This window comes from Paraburkholderia monticola (genome assembly GCF_001580545.1).
GTDB lineage: Bacteria > Pseudomonadota > Gammaproteobacteria > Burkholderiales > Burkholderiaceae > Paraburkholderia > Paraburkholderia monticola.
This window is the reverse complement of sequence record NZ_LRBG01000004.1, coordinates 399,676-416,025: the sequence shown is the minus strand read 5'-3', so window position 1 is coordinate 416,025 and position 16,350 is coordinate 399,676. Positions and strand designations below refer to the sequence as shown.

Below are 16,350 nucleotides of genomic sequence, written 5' to 3'. Positions count from 1 at the left end.
CGACCAGGCGGCCTGGTCACGGCCGCTCATCCCCACTCGCCTCTCGTGTCGCCCGGGCAATCTCCGCCGCAAGACACTCGGGACACAGGCAGCGGCCGCCCGGCTCCAGCCGCTCGGCCGGCAGCGCTGGCAACGCGCGGCACCAGCAGTTCGACGGCTCGGCCTGGCCGCCGCAGTCGAAGGCATTGCCGCAGCGCGGACAGCGCGCGCTGCGCCCGGAGCGGGCGGAAGACGGTTTCATCGCGGGTAGGCGCAGAGGGCCGGGGAACATCGGTCAGACCATGATGCCATGACTGATACCCTTAGGTGCAGTCGTCCGTTCGGCCGATGCACAGCCGTCACGCAAGCGCGTTAAGCTTGCGGTTCGACCGGCCCCGAGACTCGCCATGGTGCGGTACGCCAGGCCTGCCCCGCCCGTCGCTCGCGCCGCTGCCGAAAACCCTGTTGCAGCGCGCCAGTCCTGTACAATTCGCGCTGTTTTAACTGTTCCGTGCCCGAGCCTGCCGCCATGTCCGAGCTTCCCGACCTCTCGCAGATTGCGCCTACCCTGAAAGCCGAAATTCTGGCCGAGGCGCTGCCTTACATTCGCCAGTATCACGGTAAGACCGTGGTCATCAAATACGGCGGCAACGCCATGACCGAAGAGCGTCTGAAGCAGGGCTTCGCGCGCGACGTGATTCTGCTGAAGCTGGTCGGCATCAACCCGGTCATCGTGCACGGCGGCGGTCCGCAAATCGACCAGGCGCTTAAGAAAATCGGCAAACAGGGCACGTTCATCCAGGGCATGCGCGTCACCGACGAAGAGACGATGGAAGTCGTCGAATGGGTGCTCGGCGGCGAGGTGCAGCAGGACATCGTGATGCTGATCAACCACTTCGGCGGCCACGCGGTCGGCCTGACCGGCAAGGACGGCGGCCTGATCCACGCGCGCAAGATGCTGATGCCGGATCGCGACAATCCGGGCCAGTACGTGGACATCGGCCAGGTCGGCGAAGTCGAGTCGATCAACCCGGCCGTCGTCAAGGCGCTGCAGGACGACGCGTTCATTCCGGTGATCTCGCCGATCGGCTTCGGCGAAGACGGCCTGTCGTACAACATCAACGCGGACCTCGTCGCAGGCAAGCTGGCAGTCGTGCTGAACGCCGAAAAGCTCGTGATGATGACCAACATCCCCGGCGTGATGGACAAGGAAGGCAATCTGCTGACCGACCTGTCGGCGCGTGAAATCGACGGCCTGTTCGAAGACGGCACGATCTCCGGCGGCATGCTGCCGAAAATCTCGTCCGCGCTCGATGCGGCGAAGAGCGGCGTGCGCTCGGTGCACATCATCGACGGCCGGATCGAGCACTCGGTGCTGCTCGAGATCCTGACCGAGCAGCCGTTCGGCACGATGATCCGCTCGCATTGATCGCTGCGACATCCCAGGCACGGGGGGCGCGCCACCGCCGCGCGACGCCCGTGCCACACCTCGCGGCTAGCGGGCTGTGCGCGCCCCTTGGCGTTGATGCGGCAAACTCGCCGCATCCGCAGCATGAAGTACCCGTCAGCGCCTGAAGGCCTCTACCATGCGCACCCCCACTTCAAGGCGCCGCCGTCCTGACATCGCGGGCGGCAAGCCAGTCTGGCTGTTCGATCTCGACAACACGCTGCACCGCGCGTCGCATGCCATTTTCCCGGCGATCAATCGCGGGATGACCCAGTACATCATCGACGCGCTACAAGTCGACCTCGACGAAGCCAACCGGCTGCGCACCGGCTACACGCTGCGCTACGGCGCGGCGCTGCTCGGCCTCACGCGGCACCATCCGCTCGACGCGCATGATTTTCTGAAAGTCGTGCACACGTTCCCCGACCTCGGCTCGATGATCCGCTATGAGCGCGGCGTCGCGCGTCTGGTCGCGGCGCTCCCGGGCCGCAAGATCGTGCTCACCAACGCACCCGAGACCTACGCGCGCGCGGTGCTCGCCGAACTGCGCATCGAACGCCTGTTCGAGCGCGTGATCGCGATCGAACACATGCGCGATCGCCGCCAATGGCGTGCGAAGCCTGATCACGCGATGCTGCGCCGCGCGATGCGCGACGCGCGTGTGTCGCTGAAAGACGCGATCCTCGTCGAGGACACGCGTTCGCACCTGAAGAACTACCGGCGGCTCGGTCTGCGCACCGTATGGATCACCGGTCATCTGCCGCGCAAGCCTCACGCGGACGGCGTGCCGACGCGCCTGCCGGGGACCGGCCGGCCCCATTATGTCGACCGCAGCGTTCGTTCGCTAAAATCGCTACGACTGAGCACGCGCTCGGCTCGATGGAAGGGACCCAAGCGGGGACAGTAGGGACGAGAGCAGCCAACGACATCAGCCGGGGGACGACAGCCATGCAGCCGACCGACAAGCCTGACGAAGCTTCAGCCGAAACCGCCCCCACGGCGTCCGCTGCCCCACGCTCTCCCCGTCCGAAGCCGGGCCAGCGTCGCGTGCATATCCTGCAGACGCTCGCCGGCATGCTCGAGGCGCCCAAGAGCGAAAAGGTCACCACGGCCGCGCTCGCCGCCCGGATCGGTGTGTCCGAAGCCGCGCTGTACCGCCATTTCGCGAGCAAAGCGCAAATGTTCGAAGGGCTGATCGAGTTCATCGAACAGACGCTGTTTGGGCTCATCAACCAGATCACCAGCCACGAAAGCAACGGCGTGCTGCAGGCGCGCGCGATCGCGCTGATGCTGCTCAACTTTCCGGCGAAAAATCCCGGCATGACGCGCGTGCTGACCTGCGAGGCACTGGTCGGCGAGCACGAGCGGCTGACCGAGCGCGTCAACCACATGCTCGAGCGGGTCGAGGCATCGTTGAAGCAGTGCTTGCGGCTCGCGCAGACCGAGGCACTCGCCGATACCAACGAGCACGGCGCAAACAGCGCCGACCCACAGACCGTACCACCGCAAACCGCCGCGCTGCCCGCCGGCTACGATCCCGCGATCCGCGCGAGCCTGCTGTTGAGCTACGTGATCGGCCGCTGGCATCGCTATGTGCGCAGCGGATTCGCCCGGCCGCCCGCCGAACACGCGAGCGAGCAACTGCTGCTGATTCTTCAGTAGTCCGCGAGGCTCGTACCGTTCGCGGCGCGCCGCCCGCGCCGCTGCCGCGAGGATTTTTCCGCTATACTTTGCGCCTGACGCCGCTGCGGCCCGCGATGCATAACGGACCGCGCCACGGCATCCCGAACACGTTGCACCCGGTTTCACACCCTTTCACGCGCCGATTTGCTGACTCGATTGCGGGCGCGCGAACCCCAAGGCCTAGGGCCCGCGGTTCACTATAAATGCGGCTAAAGAGGTCGTCAGCCGCGCACCCAGCCTTTCTCTTCGCGCTTCGCCGACGCCGTTTAGCCGCCCTGTTGACTCAATGGCGGAATGAATGGACTCCATCGGCATCGTCGCTCCCCAAAAAATGCATTTCACCGAGCCGCTGCCATTGCGCAACGGCAGCTCGCTTGCGGGCTATGACCTGATGGTCGAGACCTACGGCACGCTCAATGCGGCGCGCAGCAATGCGGTGCTCGTGTGCCACGCGCTCAACGCATCGCATCACGTGGCGGGCGTATACGCCGACAATCCGAAGGACATCGGCTGGTGGGACAACATGGTCGGCCCGGGCAAGCCGCTCGACACCGACAAGTTCTTCGTCATCGGCGTGAACAACCTCGGCTCGTGCTTCGGCTCGACCGGACCGATGAGCATCGACCCCACCACCGGCAAGCCGTATGGCGCGACGTTTCCGGTCGTCACCGTCGAAGACTGGGTCAACGCGCAGGCGCGCGTCGCCGACGCGTTCGGCATCACGCGCTTCGCCGCCGTGATGGGCGGCAGCCTCGGCGGCATGCAGGCGCTTGCGTGGAGCATGATGTATCCGGAGCGCGTCGCCCATTGCATCGTGGTCGCGTCGACGCCGAAGCTGTCCGCGCAGAACATCGCGTTCAACGAGGTCGCGCGCTCGGCCATCCTCTCGGACCCGGACTTTCACGGTGGCAACTACTACGCGCACGGCGTGAAGCCGAAGCGTGGCCTGCGGGTCGCGCGCATGATCGGCCACATCACGTATCTGTCGGACGATGACATGGCCGAGAAATTCGGCCGCTCGCTGCGTCGCGCCGAAGGTGCGCTCGATGACTACAACTTCAACTTCGACGTCGAGTTCGAAGTGGAATCGTATCTGCGCTATCAGGGCGACAAATTCGCCGACTACTTCGATGCGAACACCTACCTGCTGATCACGCGCGCGCTCGACTACTTCGATCCGGCCAAGGCCTTCGACGGCGATCTGACCGCGGCGCTCGCGCACACCACCGCGAAATATCTGATCGCGAGCTTCACGACTGACTGGCGTTTCGCGCCGACACGCTCGCGCGAACTGGTGAAGGCGCTGCTCGATCACAAGCGCACGGTCACCTATGCGGAGATCGACGCGCCACACGGCCATGACGCCTTCCTGCTCGACGACGCGCGCTATCACAACCTGCTGCGCGCCTACTACGAACGCATTGCAAACGAGGTCAACGCATGAACCAGCGAGCACTTGATTACCTGGCATCGCGCCCGGACTTCCGCGCGATCGCCCGCTGGGTCGAACCACGCTCGACCGTGCTCGATCTCGGCTGCGGCGACGGCTCGCTGCTGTCGCTGCTGAGCGAAGAACTGGACGTGCAGGGCTATGGCATCGAGATCAACGACGCGGGCGTGTTGGCCTCGACGCAGAACGGCGTCAACGTGATCCAGCAGAATCTCGAAGACGGGCTGCGGCTGTTCGAGGACGGCAGCTTCGATTTCGCGGTGCTGTCGCAGACGCTGCAAACCATTCATCAGACCGCGGCGATCCTGCGCGAGACGGTGCGCGTCGGCAAGGAATGCATCGTGTCGTTTCCGAATTTCGGTTACTGGGCGCATCGGCTGTCGGTGCTACAGGGGCGCATGCCGGTATCGAAGTCGCTGCCTTTTCAATGGCACAACACGCCGAACGTGCGCGTGTTGACGATCAAGGACTTCGAAGCGCTCGCGCCCGAGGTCGGCATCGAAATTCTCGATCGCATCGTGCTGCACGACGGACAGGTGGTGCGTTGGGGCGTGAACTGGCGTGGTAGTCTTGCGGTCTATCGCGTCAAGAAAAGCTAACGCCACTTATCCACATGTCGAACCCGCCGCACGAGGCGCCCGCACTTACCGCTCACGAAGAACATCCCGGCTGGCGCGCGTTTTTGAATACGCGCATGCTGATTTGCGTCTTTCTCGGCTTCACGTCGGGATTGCCGCTGTTTACGCTCGTCTACCTCGTGCAGGCGTGGCTGCGCTCGGAAGGCGTCAATCTGAAGGAAATCGGCCTGTTCGCGCTGATCCAGTTTCCGTACACGTGGAAATTCGTCTGGGCACCGCTGATGGACCGCTACGTGCCGCGCTTGCCCGGCTGGCGCCCCGGCCGACGGCGCGGCTGGATGCTCGTCACGCAGTTGCTGGTGGCCGGCGCCATGGCGACGCTCGGCTTCGTGTCGCCGCGCGAATCGATCTGGACCGTCGCCGCGCTGACCGCCCTGGTCGCGTTCTTCGGTGCGAGCTCCGATATCGTGATCGACGCGTATCGGCGTGAATTGCTCAGCGACACGCAACAAGGCCTCGGCAACGCGGTGCACGTGAACGCGTACAAGATCGCCGCGCTCGTGCCCGGTTCGCTCGCGCTGATTTTGTCCGATCATCTGCCGTGGAGCACCGTGTTCATCGTGACGGCCGCGTTCATGCTGCCGGGCGTTCTGATGACGCTGGTCGTGCGCGAACCCGAGGTGCACGGCAAGCCGCCGAAGAATCTGCGCGAAGCGATCGTCGAGCCGTTCAGGGAATTCATTCAGCGCGATGGCTGGCGCGGCGCCCTCTTCGTGCTCGGCTTCATCTTTCTGTACAAGCTCGGCGATACGATGGCGACCACGCTGTCCACGTCGTTCTTCCTCGACATCGGCTTTTCGCGCACGCAGATCGGTGTGATCGCGAAGACCACGGCGTTTGGCGCGAGTCTCGCCGGCGGGATCGTCGGCGGGATCTGGCTGATGAAAATCGGCATCGGTCGCGGCTTGTGGATTTTCGGCTTGCTGCAGATGGTGTCGACGCTCGGCTTCGCGTGGCTCGCGCATCTCGGCCCGGATTCGCCCGGACTCGCCGCGATCTACGACATCGCCGTCGCAATGAGCCAGGGGACGACGAAGCTGCTGTCGTTCATCGGCATCGACTGGAGCGTGCAACTCGATCCGCGCTCGGTCGCGCTCGCGCTCGTCTACGGCTTCGAAACCTTCGCTACCGGCCTGACGATGGCCGCGTTCACCGCGTATATCGCGAGCACTACCGATCCGCGCTACACCGCGACGCAGTTCGCACTGTTCACGAGCCTCGCGTCGGTGCCGCGCACGCTCGCGTCGGCGGCGAGCGGCTATGTGGTCGCGCGAATCGGCTGGTTCGACTATTTCATCCTGTGTACCGTGCTCGCGGTGCCCGGCATGCTGCTGCTGTTGCGTATCGCGCCGTGGAGGGACCGGTCGTGAAGGTACGGCCTTCGACACGCGCGCGCCGCCTCGCCACGACTCGGGTTTCATCGAATGATCCGAGCCGCGCGGCGCTTGGCGTCGGATGGTTGTTCGGCTGCGCGAGCGTCGCGCTGGCGGTGTCGTCGGGTGCCTATGCGGCCGGCGCTCCGACCGGTGGCAGCGCGGTCGGCAATGCGCAAGCTCCCGCGCCGGCTGCCGCCGCCGCGACTAGCGGCGTCGGCGTGGAGAACCCGGCATCGGCTGCGCCCGGCACCAGCGGCGCCGGCGGCGCCAACCCGGTCCCGAACAACAGCACCGCGACCGGCGCCAACGCGAGCGCCCCGAGCACGCCCGGCGCTAGCGCCAGCGCTCCGGGCACCGCCGTACCCGGCTCCGCGCCGTCGTCCGCGCAAGCACCCGCCGCCGCCAAAGCGCCCGCCGCGACCTCGGCCCCCGCGGCCGTGCCGCCGCCGTACTACGTGAGCCCGCAACTGCGCTACGGCGGCTACATGGTGTTCCGCAACCTGATCCCGTCGACGATGCTCGAAGCGCAGGCCGCCGGGGAATTCAACCAGATCGTCTACGGCGCCAGCCACGCGAACCGCCTCTACGGCGACACCGACGCGCGCGTGACACGCGTGCGCTCGATCATCGACAGGATGATTCCGTACTCGCTGAAATGGAACGAGCGAGCCAAGAGCTGGAAGTGGGAAGTCGCGGTGGTGCGCTCCAACGACATCCGCATGTACTGCCTGCCGGGCGGCAAGATCGTCGTCTACAGCGGGATACTCGATCGCATGCGCCTGAACGACAACGAGCTCGGCATGCTGATCGGCCACGAGATCGCGCATGCATTGCGCGAGCACGCGCGCATGCGACTCGGTCAGCTGCAGGCGAGCCAGCTCGATTCGTCCGGCACGATCCCGCAGTTGTTCGGCCTCGCCGATTTGGGCATGGCGCCGCTAGGCATCGGTTCGCGTCTGCTGGAAATGAAATACGAAAGCACCGACGAAACCGAAGCCGACGTGATCGGCAGCGATATCGCCTCGCGCGCCGGCTTCGATCCGCGCGCGGCGGTCACGCTGTGGGACAAGCTCGCGCAGGCGACGCGCGGTATGGGCGAACGCGGCTTCATCTACGTGCACCCGTACACGCCGGCGCGCCGCGAAGACATCGTCAAGCGACTGCCGGATATGCTGCCGTTGTACGCGAAGGCAATCGGCAAGAGCGTCGACGAGTTGCCCGACTACGCGGGCATCGGCCGGCCGACCCGCAAGCCGGCGCGCGACTGATAGCGCTGCGCTCGGACAACGGCGCCCTCGAGCGCCGCAGCGCGCTTACTTCTTGATCTTGACCTTGTGGTCGTAGTCGACGGTCAGCGGCGCATGGTCGCTGAACTTGATATCGCGGAACACGTCGGTGCGCTTGGCCTTACTGGCGATGCCCGGTGTCGCGATCTGGTAATCGATCCGCCACCCGACGTTCTTCGCGTACGCCTGACCGCGATTGCTCCACCACGTGTACTGCTCGGGCCGCTGGTCGAGCGTGCGGAACACGTCCACATAGCCGACTTCGTCGAACAGTTTGTCGAGCCACGCGCGCTCTTCGGGCAGGCAGCCCGAATTCTTCTGGTTGCTCTTCCAGTTCTTGATGTCGATTTCCTTGTGCACGATGTTCACGTCGCCGCACACGATCACTTCGCGCTCGTTCGCCAGCTCGGCGAGATGCGGCATGAACTCGTCCATGAAACGGTACTTGGCCTGCTGGCGTTCGTCGCCGCTCGACCCCGACGGCACGTACACCGAGATCACCGACAGCTTGCCGAAACGCAGCTCGACATAACGCCCTTCGGGATCGAACTCCTCGCTGCCGAAGCCGATCACCACTTCGTCCGGCTCATGACGCGTATAAACGCCTGCGCCGCTATAGCCTTTTTTCACCGCATGCTGGAAATAGCCGGTGAAATCGTGCGGGGCCATGAACTCCGGCGTCATGTCGTCCTGCGAGCATTTGATTTCCTGCACGCACAGCACGTCGGCGCTCTGTTCGCCGAACCAGTCGAAAAAGCCCTTCTTCGCCGCCGAGCGGATGCCGTTGAGGTTGGCGGTAATCACACGCAACATGTCGTTCCTCTTTTGTTCGATTCGTTTGTGAAGCCAAAGGGGCGGGTCGAGCTCACTCGACCTTGACGCCCTTCAGCGATTCTTTGGCGGGCGGATATTCGAGCTTCAGCCCGTCGAGCGTGCGCAGCAGCAGTTCGCCGACCATCACGTTGCGATGCGTCTTCGAGTCGGCCGGAATCACGTACCACGGCGCGTATTCGGTCGACGTCGCGGCCAGCGCGTCGCGATACGCGGACTGATACGCGTCCCACTGCTTGCGCGCTTCGAGATCCGACACATCGAATTTCCAGTGCTTCAGCGGATCGTCGATGCGCGCCTGCAAACGCGCACGCTGCTCGTCCTTCGAAATGTGCAGCATGCACTTGACGATCGTCGTGCCGCTGTAGGCGAGCATCTCCTCGAACTGACGGATGTGGCAGCAGCGCTTCTGGAACGCGTCGGCATCGAGCTCGCCGTGCACGGTCGGCACCAGCAGGTCTTCGTAATGACTGCGGTTGAAGATGGTCAGTTCGCCGGCCGCGGGCGCCTGCGAATGCACGCGCCACAGGAAATCGTGCGCGAGTTCGACAGGCGTCGGCGCCTTGAACGGCACGATCCGCAAGCCAAGCGGATCGACTTCGTGGAACACCGCGCGAATCGTGCCGTCCTTGCCGCTCGTGTCCATGCCTTGCAGCACCAGCAGCACGCGACGCTTGCGCTGCGCGTGCAGCCGTTCCTGCAGGTTGTCGAGCAGCAGGCCGATCTCCGACAGACGCGCGCGGTCCGCGTCTTTCGAGCCGTTCGAAAACGGCTTCGCCCTGGGATCGAAATGGTCGAGCGAGAAGGGGTCTTTTTTCTTGCCTTCGTCGAAATACGGCACGAGGAAATCGTCGAGATCGGCTTGCTTTGCCATGCACACACTCCGTGGTCTACGCTTACCTACGCTTAACGGGTTGAAGCGGGTCCGTAAAACAAGACGGGCCGTTGCCCCGCTTCAATCCGGCAACGGCCCGTGGTGGCGAGGGCGTAATCACGCCCGGTCGCGGCACTTCGATTCAGGACAGCTTCTTCTTCAGCAATTCATTGACCTGAGCAGGGTTGGCCTTACCCTTGGTCGCCTTCATCGCCTGGCCGATCAGCGCGTTGAACGCCTTTTCCTTGCCGGCGCGGAATTCCTCGACCGATTTCTGGTTCGCGGCGAGCACTTCGTCGATGATCGCTTCGAGCGCGCCGGTATCCGAGATCTGCTTCAGGCCTTTCGCCTCGATGATGCGATCGGCGGCGGCTTCGTCGGTGGCCTTCTCTTCCCAGATGGCGAGGAAGATTTCCTTCGCGATCTTGTTCGAGATCGTGCCGTCGGCGATACGTTGCAGCAGCAGCGCGAGCTGCCCGGCCGACACCGGGCACGCGGCAATGTCGAGACCTTCGCGATTGAGCTGCGACGACACCTCGCCCATCACCCAGTTCGCCGCGACCTTCGCATTGGCCGGACCGGCCTTCGCGACCACCGCTTCGAAGTAAGCTGCCGACGCCTTGCTCGAGGTCAGCACGTTCGCGTCGTAGGGCGTGAGGCCGTACTGCGACACGAAGCGCTGCTGGATCGCTTCGGGCAGCTCCGGCATCCCGCTCTTCACGCGCTCGACCCATGCGGCGTCGATCACGAGCGGCATCAGGTCCGGATCGGGGAAATAGCGGTAGTCGTGCGCGTCTTCCTTGCTGCGCATCGAGCGCGTTTCGCGCTTGTCCGGATCGTACAGACGCGTTTCCTGCACCACCGTGCCACCGTCTTCGATCAGCTCGATCTGGCGACGCACTTCGTACTGGATCGCCTCTTCGAGGAAGCGGAACGAGTTCAGGTTCTTGATCTCGGCGCGCGTGCCGAATTCCTGCTGACCGAGCGGGCGCACCGACACGTTCGCATCGCAGCGGAACGAGCCTTCCTGCATGTTGCCGTCGCAGATGCCGAGCCACACGACGAGCGTATGCAGCGTCTTCGCATAGGCGACCGCCTCGGCCGCGCTGCGCATTTCCGGCTCGGTGACGATTTCGAGCAGCGGCGTGCCGGCGCGATTCAGATCGATGCCGGTCATGCCCGCGAAGTCTTCGTGCAGCGACTTGCCCGCGTCTTCTTCGAGGTGAGCGCGCGTCAGGTTGATGGTCTTTTCGTACGCTTCCTTACCCGCCTTTTCGTTGGCCGGCACCTGGATCGTCACCTGACCGCCCTGCACGACGGGAATTTCGTACTGGCTGATCTGGTAGCCCTTCGGCAGATCGGGGTAGAAATAATTCTTGCGCGCGAAGATGCTGCGCGGCGCGATCGTTGCGCCGATCGAGAGGCCGAATTGAATGGCGCGCTCGACCGCGCCGCGGTTCATCACCGGCAGCGTGCCCGGCAGCGCCAGATCGACGGGGCTCGCCTGCGTGTTCGGCGCGGCGCCGAATTGCGTCGCGGTGCCCGAGAAGATCTTCGAATGCGTCGACAACTGCGTGTGGGTCTCCAGACCGATCACGACTTCCCATTGTTTGGTCATGGTGCTCACACTCCTGCCGGTGCCTGACGGTGCCAGTCGGTGGCGCGCTGGAACGCGTCGGCCACCTGCAGCATCCGGGCTTCATTGAAATAGTTGCCGATGATCTGCAGACCGACCGGCCGCTGCGCATTCGCGCCCGCGCCGAAACCGCACGGCACGCTCATGCCCGGCAGGCCGGCGAGGCTCACCGACAGCGTGTAGATGTCGGCCAGATACATCTGCACGGGATCGTCGCCCTTCGCGCCGATGTCCCACGCCACCGACGGCGCGACCGGTCCCATGATTACGTCGCACTGCTTGAACGCTTCCTGGAAGTCCTGCGCGATGATGCGGCGGATCTTCTGCGCCTGCAGGTAGTACGCGTCGTAATAGCCGTGCGACAGCACGTAGGTGCCGACCAGAATGCGGCGCTTTACTTCCGGGCCGAAGCCTTCGGCGCGCGACTTCTTGTACATGTCGAGCAGATCGCGGTACTCCGCCGCGCGATGGCCAAAGCGAACGCCGTCGAAACGCGACAGGTTCGACGAGGCTTCCGCCGGCGCGATCACGTAGTAGACCGGGATCGACAGTTCGGTTTTCGGCAGCGACACCTCGACGAGCGTCGCGCCGAGCGCTTCGTATTGTTTCAACGCGGCGTCGATCGATGCGCGCACGTCGTCGGCGAGACCGGCGCCGAAGTACTCCTTCGGCAGACCGATGCGCAGACCGGCGAGCGGCTTGTCCGCGCCGCCGTCCTGCCAGGACTTGCCGAGGTAGCGCGTGTAGTCCTCGTGCTCATGCGAGAGGCTCGTCGAGTCGCGCTCGTCGAAGCCAGCCATGGCGTTGAGCAGCGTCGCGCAATCCGCGGCGCTTTGCGCCATCGGGCCGCCCTGATCGAGCGACGATGCGAACGCGATCATGCCGTAGCGCGACACGCGCCCATACGTCGGCTTGATCCCGGTGATGCCCGCGAACGACGCCGGCTGGCGGATCGAGCCGCCGGTGTCGGTGCCGGTCGCGGCGGGCGCGAGACGCGCGGCCACGGCGGCCGCCGAACCGCCCGACGAACCGCCCGGCACCGCCTTGCGGTCCCACGGATTCTGCACGGCGCCGAAGTACGAATTCTCGTTGGACGAGCCCATCGCGAACTCATCCATATTGGTCTTGCCCACGCACACCATGCCGGCGTTCTGCAGACGCGCGACCACGGTCGCGTCGAACGGGCTTTGGTAGTCCGCAAGCATCTTCGAGCCGGCCGTGGAGCGCCAGCCTTTCGTGACGAACACGTCTTTATGCGCGATCGGCAGGCCGACCAGCGGGCCGGCGTGGCCGGTGTGCAGCAGCGCGTCGGCGGCTTTCGCCTGCGCGAGCGTCAATTCGGGATCGACCTGGATGAACGCGTTCAGGCTATTGGCCGCGTCGATCCGCTTCAGGTATAGCTGCGCCAGTTCGACTGCGGAGCATTCCTTGGCCGCGAGCGCGGCGCGCAGTTCGGTCAGACTTTTTTCATGCATTGCGTTTTATCCTGGAAAGCGCGGCAGCGTGGTCACGCTGCCGTGGAGGCGTTCGGTTGCCCGTCGGCAGACCGGCCCGGCAAGGTTCGCGGCGAAGCCGCGCGGCGGTGGCACGGAGGCTCGCGCCGGCGCCAGAGCTGGGGCCTGCCCGACGGGTCTTATTCGATCACCTTCGGCACGAGGTACAGGCCGTCCTGCACGGCGGGCGCGGGGCGCTGGAAAGCCTCGCGCTCGACCGTCTCGGTGACGGCGTCGTCACGCAGACGCAGCGCGACGTCTTCGATCTGTTCGATCGGGTGGGCAAGCGGCGCGATGCCGGTCGTATCGACCGCCTGCATCTGCTCGACGAGGCCGAAAAAATCATTGAGCTGGGCACGTGTGTGCTCGGCGTCGGCATCCGCCAGTTCGAGACGCGCAAGATGCGCGATGCGTTTTACATCGGTCAGGGTCAGAGCCATGCAGTCACCGGAAAGGGTGGATTGTCACAACACTTAAAAAAAGTCGCGTTGTAACAGCGGGTTACGACAAAATAGGACAATCCCGAAAAAGGAGCCGCAACGGCAAAATGTGCGCTCCGTTTCCTTCAAAACATCCAAAATTATAAGGTATCATTACGCGTTCGACCCAAACCCGGACCGACTTACCAAGGCCTTACGGACAATTCCAAAGAACGTTCGGCGCTTTGTGCCTTGGCTTTGCAACGGCCTCCGGTAGACTCCCCCGCAGCTTCAAGTTCCTGTGGCGACGCTACCGCCCGGTTGAAGCTGTTATTTTTCCGCTGCCGCCCTACGCATACGGTGCGAGGCTCGGCCCCCAGCGAGACAGGATTTTGAATGTTCGGTTTTTTGCGCAGCTACTTCTCTAACGATCTGGCCATTGACCTCGGCACCGCCAATACGCTCATCTACATGCGTGGCAAGGGCATCGTTCTCGACGAACCGTCGGTGGTTTCGATCCGCCAGGAAGGCGGCCCCAACGGCAAGAAGACCATCCAGGCAGTCGGCAAGGAAGCCAAGCAGATGCTCGGCAAGGTGCCGGGCAACATCGAGGCGATCCGCCCAATGAAGGACGGCGTGATCGCCGACTTCACCGTCACCGAGCAGATGATCAAGCAGTTCATCAAGACTGCTCACGAATCGCGCATGTTCTCGCCGTCGCCGCGCATCATCATTTGCGTACCGTGCGGCTCGACCCAGGTCGAGCGCCGCGCGATCAAGGAAGCCGCGCACGGCGCGGGCGCCTCGCAGGTGTACCTGATCGAAGAACCGATGGCCGCCGCGATCGGCGCGGGCCTGCCGGTATCGGAAGCCACGGGCTCGATGGTCGTCGACATCGGCGGCGGCACGACCGAAGTCGGCGTGATCTCGCTCGGCGGCATCGTGTACAAGGGCTCGGTGCGCGTCGGCGGCGACAAGTTCGACGAAGCGATCGTCAACTACATCCGCCGCAACTACGGCATGCTGATCGGCGAACAGACCGCCGAGGCCATCAAGAAGGAAATCGGCTCCGCGTTCCCGGGCTCCGAAGTCAAGGAAATGGAAGTGAAGGGTCGCAATCTGTCGGAAGGCATTCCGCGCAGCTTCACGATCTCCAGCAACGAAATCCTCGAAGCGCTGACCGATCCGCTGAACCAGATCGTGTCGTCGGTGAAGATCGCACTCGAGCAAACGCCGCCGGAACTCGGCGCCGACATCGCCGAACGCGGCATGATGCTCACGGGCGGCGGTGCGCTGCTGCGCGATCTGGACCGCCTGCTCGCCGAAGAAACCGGCCTGCCGGTGCTCGTCGCCGAAGACCCGCTGACCTGCGTCGTGCGCGGCTCGGGCATGGCGCTCGAACGCATGGACAAGCTCGGCAGTATCTTCTCGTACGAGTAAGCGAGCTTTTCTCCCATGTCAGTAGCGCGGATCTGGCAAACGGCCCCTTGCGGGCCGCTTTGTCGTTGGCTGGGCCGACCAGCCGCCGCGCGCTGACCGCGCGCGCCCCGCGCGCCGCAGTCTCACCCAACCGCTCACGCCCCCGGCGCCGACCATGGAATACAGTCCGCCGCCCCTGTTCAAGCAAGGCCCTTCCGCTCTCGCCCGACTGGTGTTCTTCGTCGTGCTGGCGCTCGCCCTGCTGATCTCCGATGCCCGCTTCCAGACGCTCGAAATCGTCCGCGGCGTGCTCGGCGCGGGTCTTTATCCGTTGCAGCGCGCGGCGCTCGTGCCGCGCGACATCTTCATGGGCGCCGCCGATCTCGCCGTGACGAGCGCCAATCTGCGCAACGAAAACGCGACGCTGCGCGCGAAGGATTTGCAACTGTCGCAGCAAGCCAACACGGCCGCGTCGCTCGCCGCCGAAAATGGTCATCTGCGCGCGCTGCTGGAACTGTCGCAGCGCCTCACCACGCAATCGCTGCCCGCCGAAATCCAGTACGACACGCGTGACCCGTTCACGCAGAAGGTCGTGATCGGGCGCGGCGCGCAGCAAGGAATCCAGAACGGCTCGCCGGTCGTCGACGAAGACGGCGTGATCGGCCAGGTCACCCGAGTATTCCCGCTGCAAGCCGAGGTCACGCTGCTGACGGACAAGGACCAGGCCGTGCCGGTCGAGATCCTGCGCACCGGCTTGCGCAGCGTGATCTACGGCACGCCGAAGGGTGACACGCTCGATCTGCGCTTCGTGCCGATTAGCGCCGACGTGCAAGCCGGCGACGAGCTCGTCACGAGCGGCCTCGACGGCGTGTATCCGCCCGGGCTGCCGGTCGCGAAAGTCGTGCGCGTCGACAGACAGGCCGACACCGCGTTTGCGCGCGTGGTCAGTCTGCCCGTCGCGGCGGTGCGCGGCGCGCGTCAGGTGCTCGTACTGCACGTCCAGAACAACGCGCCGCCGCGCCCGGCTGACGAACCCGACGCGGCAACCGTCGCGAAGGACGCGAAAGCGAAGAAGGCCGGCAAAGCGACGGAAGGCAAGAGCGCGACGGACAAATCCGCCGCCAAGCCAGCCGAGAAGAACGCCGCCGACAAAAGCCCGGCCGAGAAGCCCGCTGTCAAATCCGCGGAAAAGGCGCCGGCCAAAGCTGCCGACAAGAAGTCCGAAAAACCTGCCGCCGACCGGAAAACCGAAAAACCGGCCGCCGTGAAGAACGCGAAGCCGCAAGCCGAGCCGGGGGCTCAGCCATGAACCGTCCGCAATACATCCTGCAGCCGGTCAACCCGTACTTCATCGCGTTCAGCCTCGCCACCGCGTTCCTGCTGAACCTGATGCCGTGGGGGCGTCTCGCCGGCGTGCCCGATTTCGTCGCGCTCGTGCTGCTGTTCTGGAATGTGCATCAACCGCGCAAGGTCGGCATGGGCATCGCGTTTATGCTCGGCCTGCTGATGGACGTGCACAACGCGAGCCTGCTCGGCGAGCATGCGCTCGCGTACACGCTGCTGTCGTACGGCGCGATCACGATTCATCGCCGCGTGTTGTGGATGTCGCTCGGTGTGCAGACGTTCGCGGTGATGCCGCTGCTCGTCGTCGCGCAACTGGTGCCATTCGTGATCCGGCTGTTGACCGGCGCGGCATTTCCTGGCTGGAGTTATCTGATCGACGGTTTCGTCGAAGCCGCGCTGTGGCCGGTCGCGAGCATCTTGTTGCTGATGCCGCAGCGCCGTCCCGCCGACCCGGACGATACCCGCCCCATTTGAT

Annotated in this window: 16 protein-coding genes; 10 read left to right on the top strand and 6 right to left on the bottom strand. The window is 64.7% G+C overall.

Features of this window, described 5'->3' with window-relative positions; translation table 11 throughout:
• Positions 1-16: 16 nt before the first annotated feature.
• Positions 17-241 (bottom strand): cysteine-rich CWC family protein, encoded by a 225-nt coding sequence (locus CI15_RS35210; RefSeq protein ID WP_075643676.1) that lies wholly within the window; start codon positions 239-241, stop codon positions 17-19.
• Between the two features lie 267 nt (positions 242-508).
• Between CI15_RS35210 and argB the strand changes: the two genes are divergently transcribed.
• The 7 genes from argB to CI15_RS35205 all read left to right on the top strand — a co-directional run bounded on the left by argB (position 509) and on the right by CI15_RS35205 (position 7,841).
• The gene (argB, locus tag CI15_RS06750) at positions 509-1,408 is read left to right on the top strand and encodes an acetylglutamate kinase (RefSeq protein WP_062125460.1); all 900 of its coding nucleotides are present in this window, start codon (positions 509-511) and stop codon (positions 1,406-1,408) included.
• Between the two features lie 157 nt (positions 1,409-1,565).
• On the top strand, positions 1,566-2,333 hold the full coding sequence (locus CI15_RS06745; RefSeq protein WP_062125458.1) for an HAD-IA family hydrolase: 768 nt from the start codon (positions 1,566-1,568) through the stop codon (positions 2,331-2,333).
• Between the two features lie 41 nt (positions 2,334-2,374).
• Entirely contained in the window at positions 2,375-3,088 is a 714-nt protein-coding gene (gene slmA, locus CI15_RS06740; protein WP_062125456.1) for a nucleoid occlusion factor SlmA, read from the top strand.
• A 319-nt stretch (positions 3,089-3,407) separates the two neighbouring features.
• Positions 3,408-4,553: a homoserine O-succinyltransferase MetX gene (gene metX, locus CI15_RS06735; protein ID WP_062125454.1), complete on the top strand. Its 1,146-nt coding sequence runs from the start codon at positions 3,408-3,410 to the stop codon at positions 4,551-4,553.
• Positions 4,550-5,158, top strand: coding sequence for a methionine biosynthesis protein MetW (gene metW, locus CI15_RS06730; protein WP_062125452.1), 609 nt, complete (start codon positions 4,550-4,552; stop codon positions 5,156-5,158). The genes metX and metW overlap by 4 nt, the downstream gene beginning before the upstream one ends.
• Positions 5,159-5,172: 14 nt before the next feature.
• Positions 5,173-6,567: an AmpG family muropeptide MFS transporter gene (locus tag CI15_RS06725; RefSeq protein ID WP_062125450.1), complete on the top strand. Its 1,395-nt coding sequence runs from the start codon at positions 5,173-5,175 to the stop codon at positions 6,565-6,567.
• Positions 6,564-7,841 (top strand): M48 family metalloprotease, encoded by a 1,278-nt coding sequence (locus CI15_RS35205; RefSeq protein ID WP_420915848.1) that lies wholly within the window; start codon positions 6,564-6,566, stop codon positions 7,839-7,841. Before CI15_RS06725 ends, CI15_RS35205 begins: the two co-directional genes overlap by 4 nt.
• 45 nt (positions 7,842-7,886) lie before the next feature.
• Here CI15_RS35205 and CI15_RS06715 read toward each other — a convergent pair whose 3' ends face one another.
• From CI15_RS06715 to gatC, 5 genes are all read right to left on the bottom strand, one after another.
• Positions 7,887-8,672, bottom strand: coding sequence for an exodeoxyribonuclease III (locus CI15_RS06715; protein WP_062125448.1), 786 nt, complete (start codon positions 8,670-8,672; stop codon positions 7,887-7,889).
• Positions 8,673-8,724: 52 nt separating this feature from the next.
• On the bottom strand, positions 8,725-9,564 hold the full coding sequence (locus tag CI15_RS06710; RefSeq protein WP_062125447.1) for a PPK2 family polyphosphate kinase: 840 nt from the start codon (positions 9,562-9,564) through the stop codon (positions 8,725-8,727).
• Between the two features lie 142 nt (positions 9,565-9,706).
• Positions 9,707-11,182, bottom strand: coding sequence for an Asp-tRNA(Asn)/Glu-tRNA(Gln) amidotransferase subunit GatB (gatB, locus tag CI15_RS06705; protein WP_062125445.1), 1,476 nt, complete (start codon positions 11,180-11,182; stop codon positions 9,707-9,709).
• A gap of 5 nt (positions 11,183-11,187) precedes the next feature.
• Entirely contained in the window at positions 11,188-12,675 is a 1,488-nt protein-coding gene (gatA, locus tag CI15_RS06700; protein ID WP_062125438.1) for an Asp-tRNA(Asn)/Glu-tRNA(Gln) amidotransferase subunit GatA, read from the bottom strand.
• 158 nt (positions 12,676-12,833) lie between these two features.
• Entirely contained in the window at positions 12,834-13,133 is a 300-nt protein-coding gene (gene gatC / locus CI15_RS06695; RefSeq protein WP_018419087.1) for an Asp-tRNA(Asn)/Glu-tRNA(Gln) amidotransferase subunit GatC, read from the bottom strand.
• 375 nt (positions 13,134-13,508) lie between these two features.
• Here gatC and CI15_RS06690 point away from each other — a divergent pair, with 375 nt between their 5' ends.
• The 3 genes from CI15_RS06690 to mreD all read left to right on the top strand — a co-directional run bounded on the left by CI15_RS06690 (position 13,509) and on the right by mreD (position 16,349).
• A complete protein-coding gene (locus tag CI15_RS06690; protein WP_004189550.1) occupies positions 13,509-14,552 on the top strand; it encodes a rod shape-determining protein in 1,044 nt (347 codons plus the stop codon).
• Positions 14,553-14,706: 154 nt separating this feature from the next.
• Positions 14,707-15,840: a rod shape-determining protein MreC gene (gene mreC / locus CI15_RS06685; RefSeq protein WP_062125435.1), complete on the top strand. Its 1,134-nt coding sequence runs from the start codon at positions 14,707-14,709 to the stop codon at positions 15,838-15,840.
• Entirely contained in the window at positions 15,837-16,349 is a 513-nt protein-coding gene (gene mreD / locus CI15_RS06680) for a rod shape-determining protein MreD (protein ID WP_062125434.1), read from the top strand. The genes mreC and mreD overlap by 4 nt, the downstream gene beginning before the upstream one ends.
• Position 16,350: the final 1 nt, after the last annotated feature.

What these genes read in the sequence shown, in the direction of transcription:
- CI15_RS06715 (WP_062125448.1), bottom strand. Translation starts at nt 8,672, where the DNA reads ATGTTGCGTGTGATTACCGCCAACCTCAACGGCATCCGCTCGGCGGCG.
- argB (WP_062125460.1), top strand. Translation starts at nt 509, where the DNA reads ATGTCCGAGCTTCCCGACCTCTCGCAGATTGCGCCTACCCTGAAAGCC.
- CI15_RS06690 (WP_004189550.1), top strand. Translation starts at nt 13,509, where the DNA reads ATGTTCGGTTTTTTGCGCAGCTACTTCTCTAACGATCTGGCCATTGAC.
- CI15_RS06745 (WP_062125458.1), top strand. Translation starts at nt 1,566, where the DNA reads ATGCGCACCCCCACTTCAAGGCGCCGCCGTCCTGACATCGCGGGCGGC.
- slmA (WP_062125456.1), top strand. Translation starts at nt 2,375, where the DNA reads ATGCAGCCGACCGACAAGCCTGACGAAGCTTCAGCCGAAACCGCCCCC.
- CI15_RS06725 (WP_062125450.1), top strand. Translation starts at nt 5,173, where the DNA reads ATGTCGAACCCGCCGCACGAGGCGCCCGCACTTACCGCTCACGAAGAA.
- CI15_RS06710 (WP_062125447.1), bottom strand. Translation starts at nt 9,564, where the DNA reads ATGGCAAAGCAAGCCGATCTCGACGATTTCCTCGTGCCGTATTTCGAC.
- CI15_RS35210 (WP_075643676.1), bottom strand. Translation starts at nt 241, where the DNA reads ATGAAACCGTCTTCCGCCCGCTCCGGGCGCAGCGCGCGCTGTCCGCGC.
- mreC (WP_062125435.1), top strand. Translation starts at nt 14,707, where the DNA reads ATGGAATACAGTCCGCCGCCCCTGTTCAAGCAAGGCCCTTCCGCTCTC.
- gatA (WP_062125438.1), bottom strand. Translation starts at nt 12,675, where the DNA reads ATGCATGAAAAAAGTCTGACCGAACTGCGCGCCGCGCTCGCGGCCAAG.
- metW (WP_062125452.1), top strand. Translation starts at nt 4,550, where the DNA reads ATGAACCAGCGAGCACTTGATTACCTGGCATCGCGCCCGGACTTCCGC.
- metX (WP_062125454.1), top strand. Translation starts at nt 3,408, where the DNA reads ATGGACTCCATCGGCATCGTCGCTCCCCAAAAAATGCATTTCACCGAG.
- mreD (WP_062125434.1), top strand. Translation starts at nt 15,837, where the DNA reads ATGAACCGTCCGCAATACATCCTGCAGCCGGTCAACCCGTACTTCATC.
- gatB (WP_062125445.1), bottom strand. Translation starts at nt 11,182, where the DNA reads ATGACCAAACAATGGGAAGTCGTGATCGGTCTGGAGACCCACACGCAG.
- gatC (WP_018419087.1), bottom strand. Translation starts at nt 13,133, where the DNA reads ATGGCTCTGACCCTGACCGATGTAAAACGCATCGCGCATCTTGCGCGT.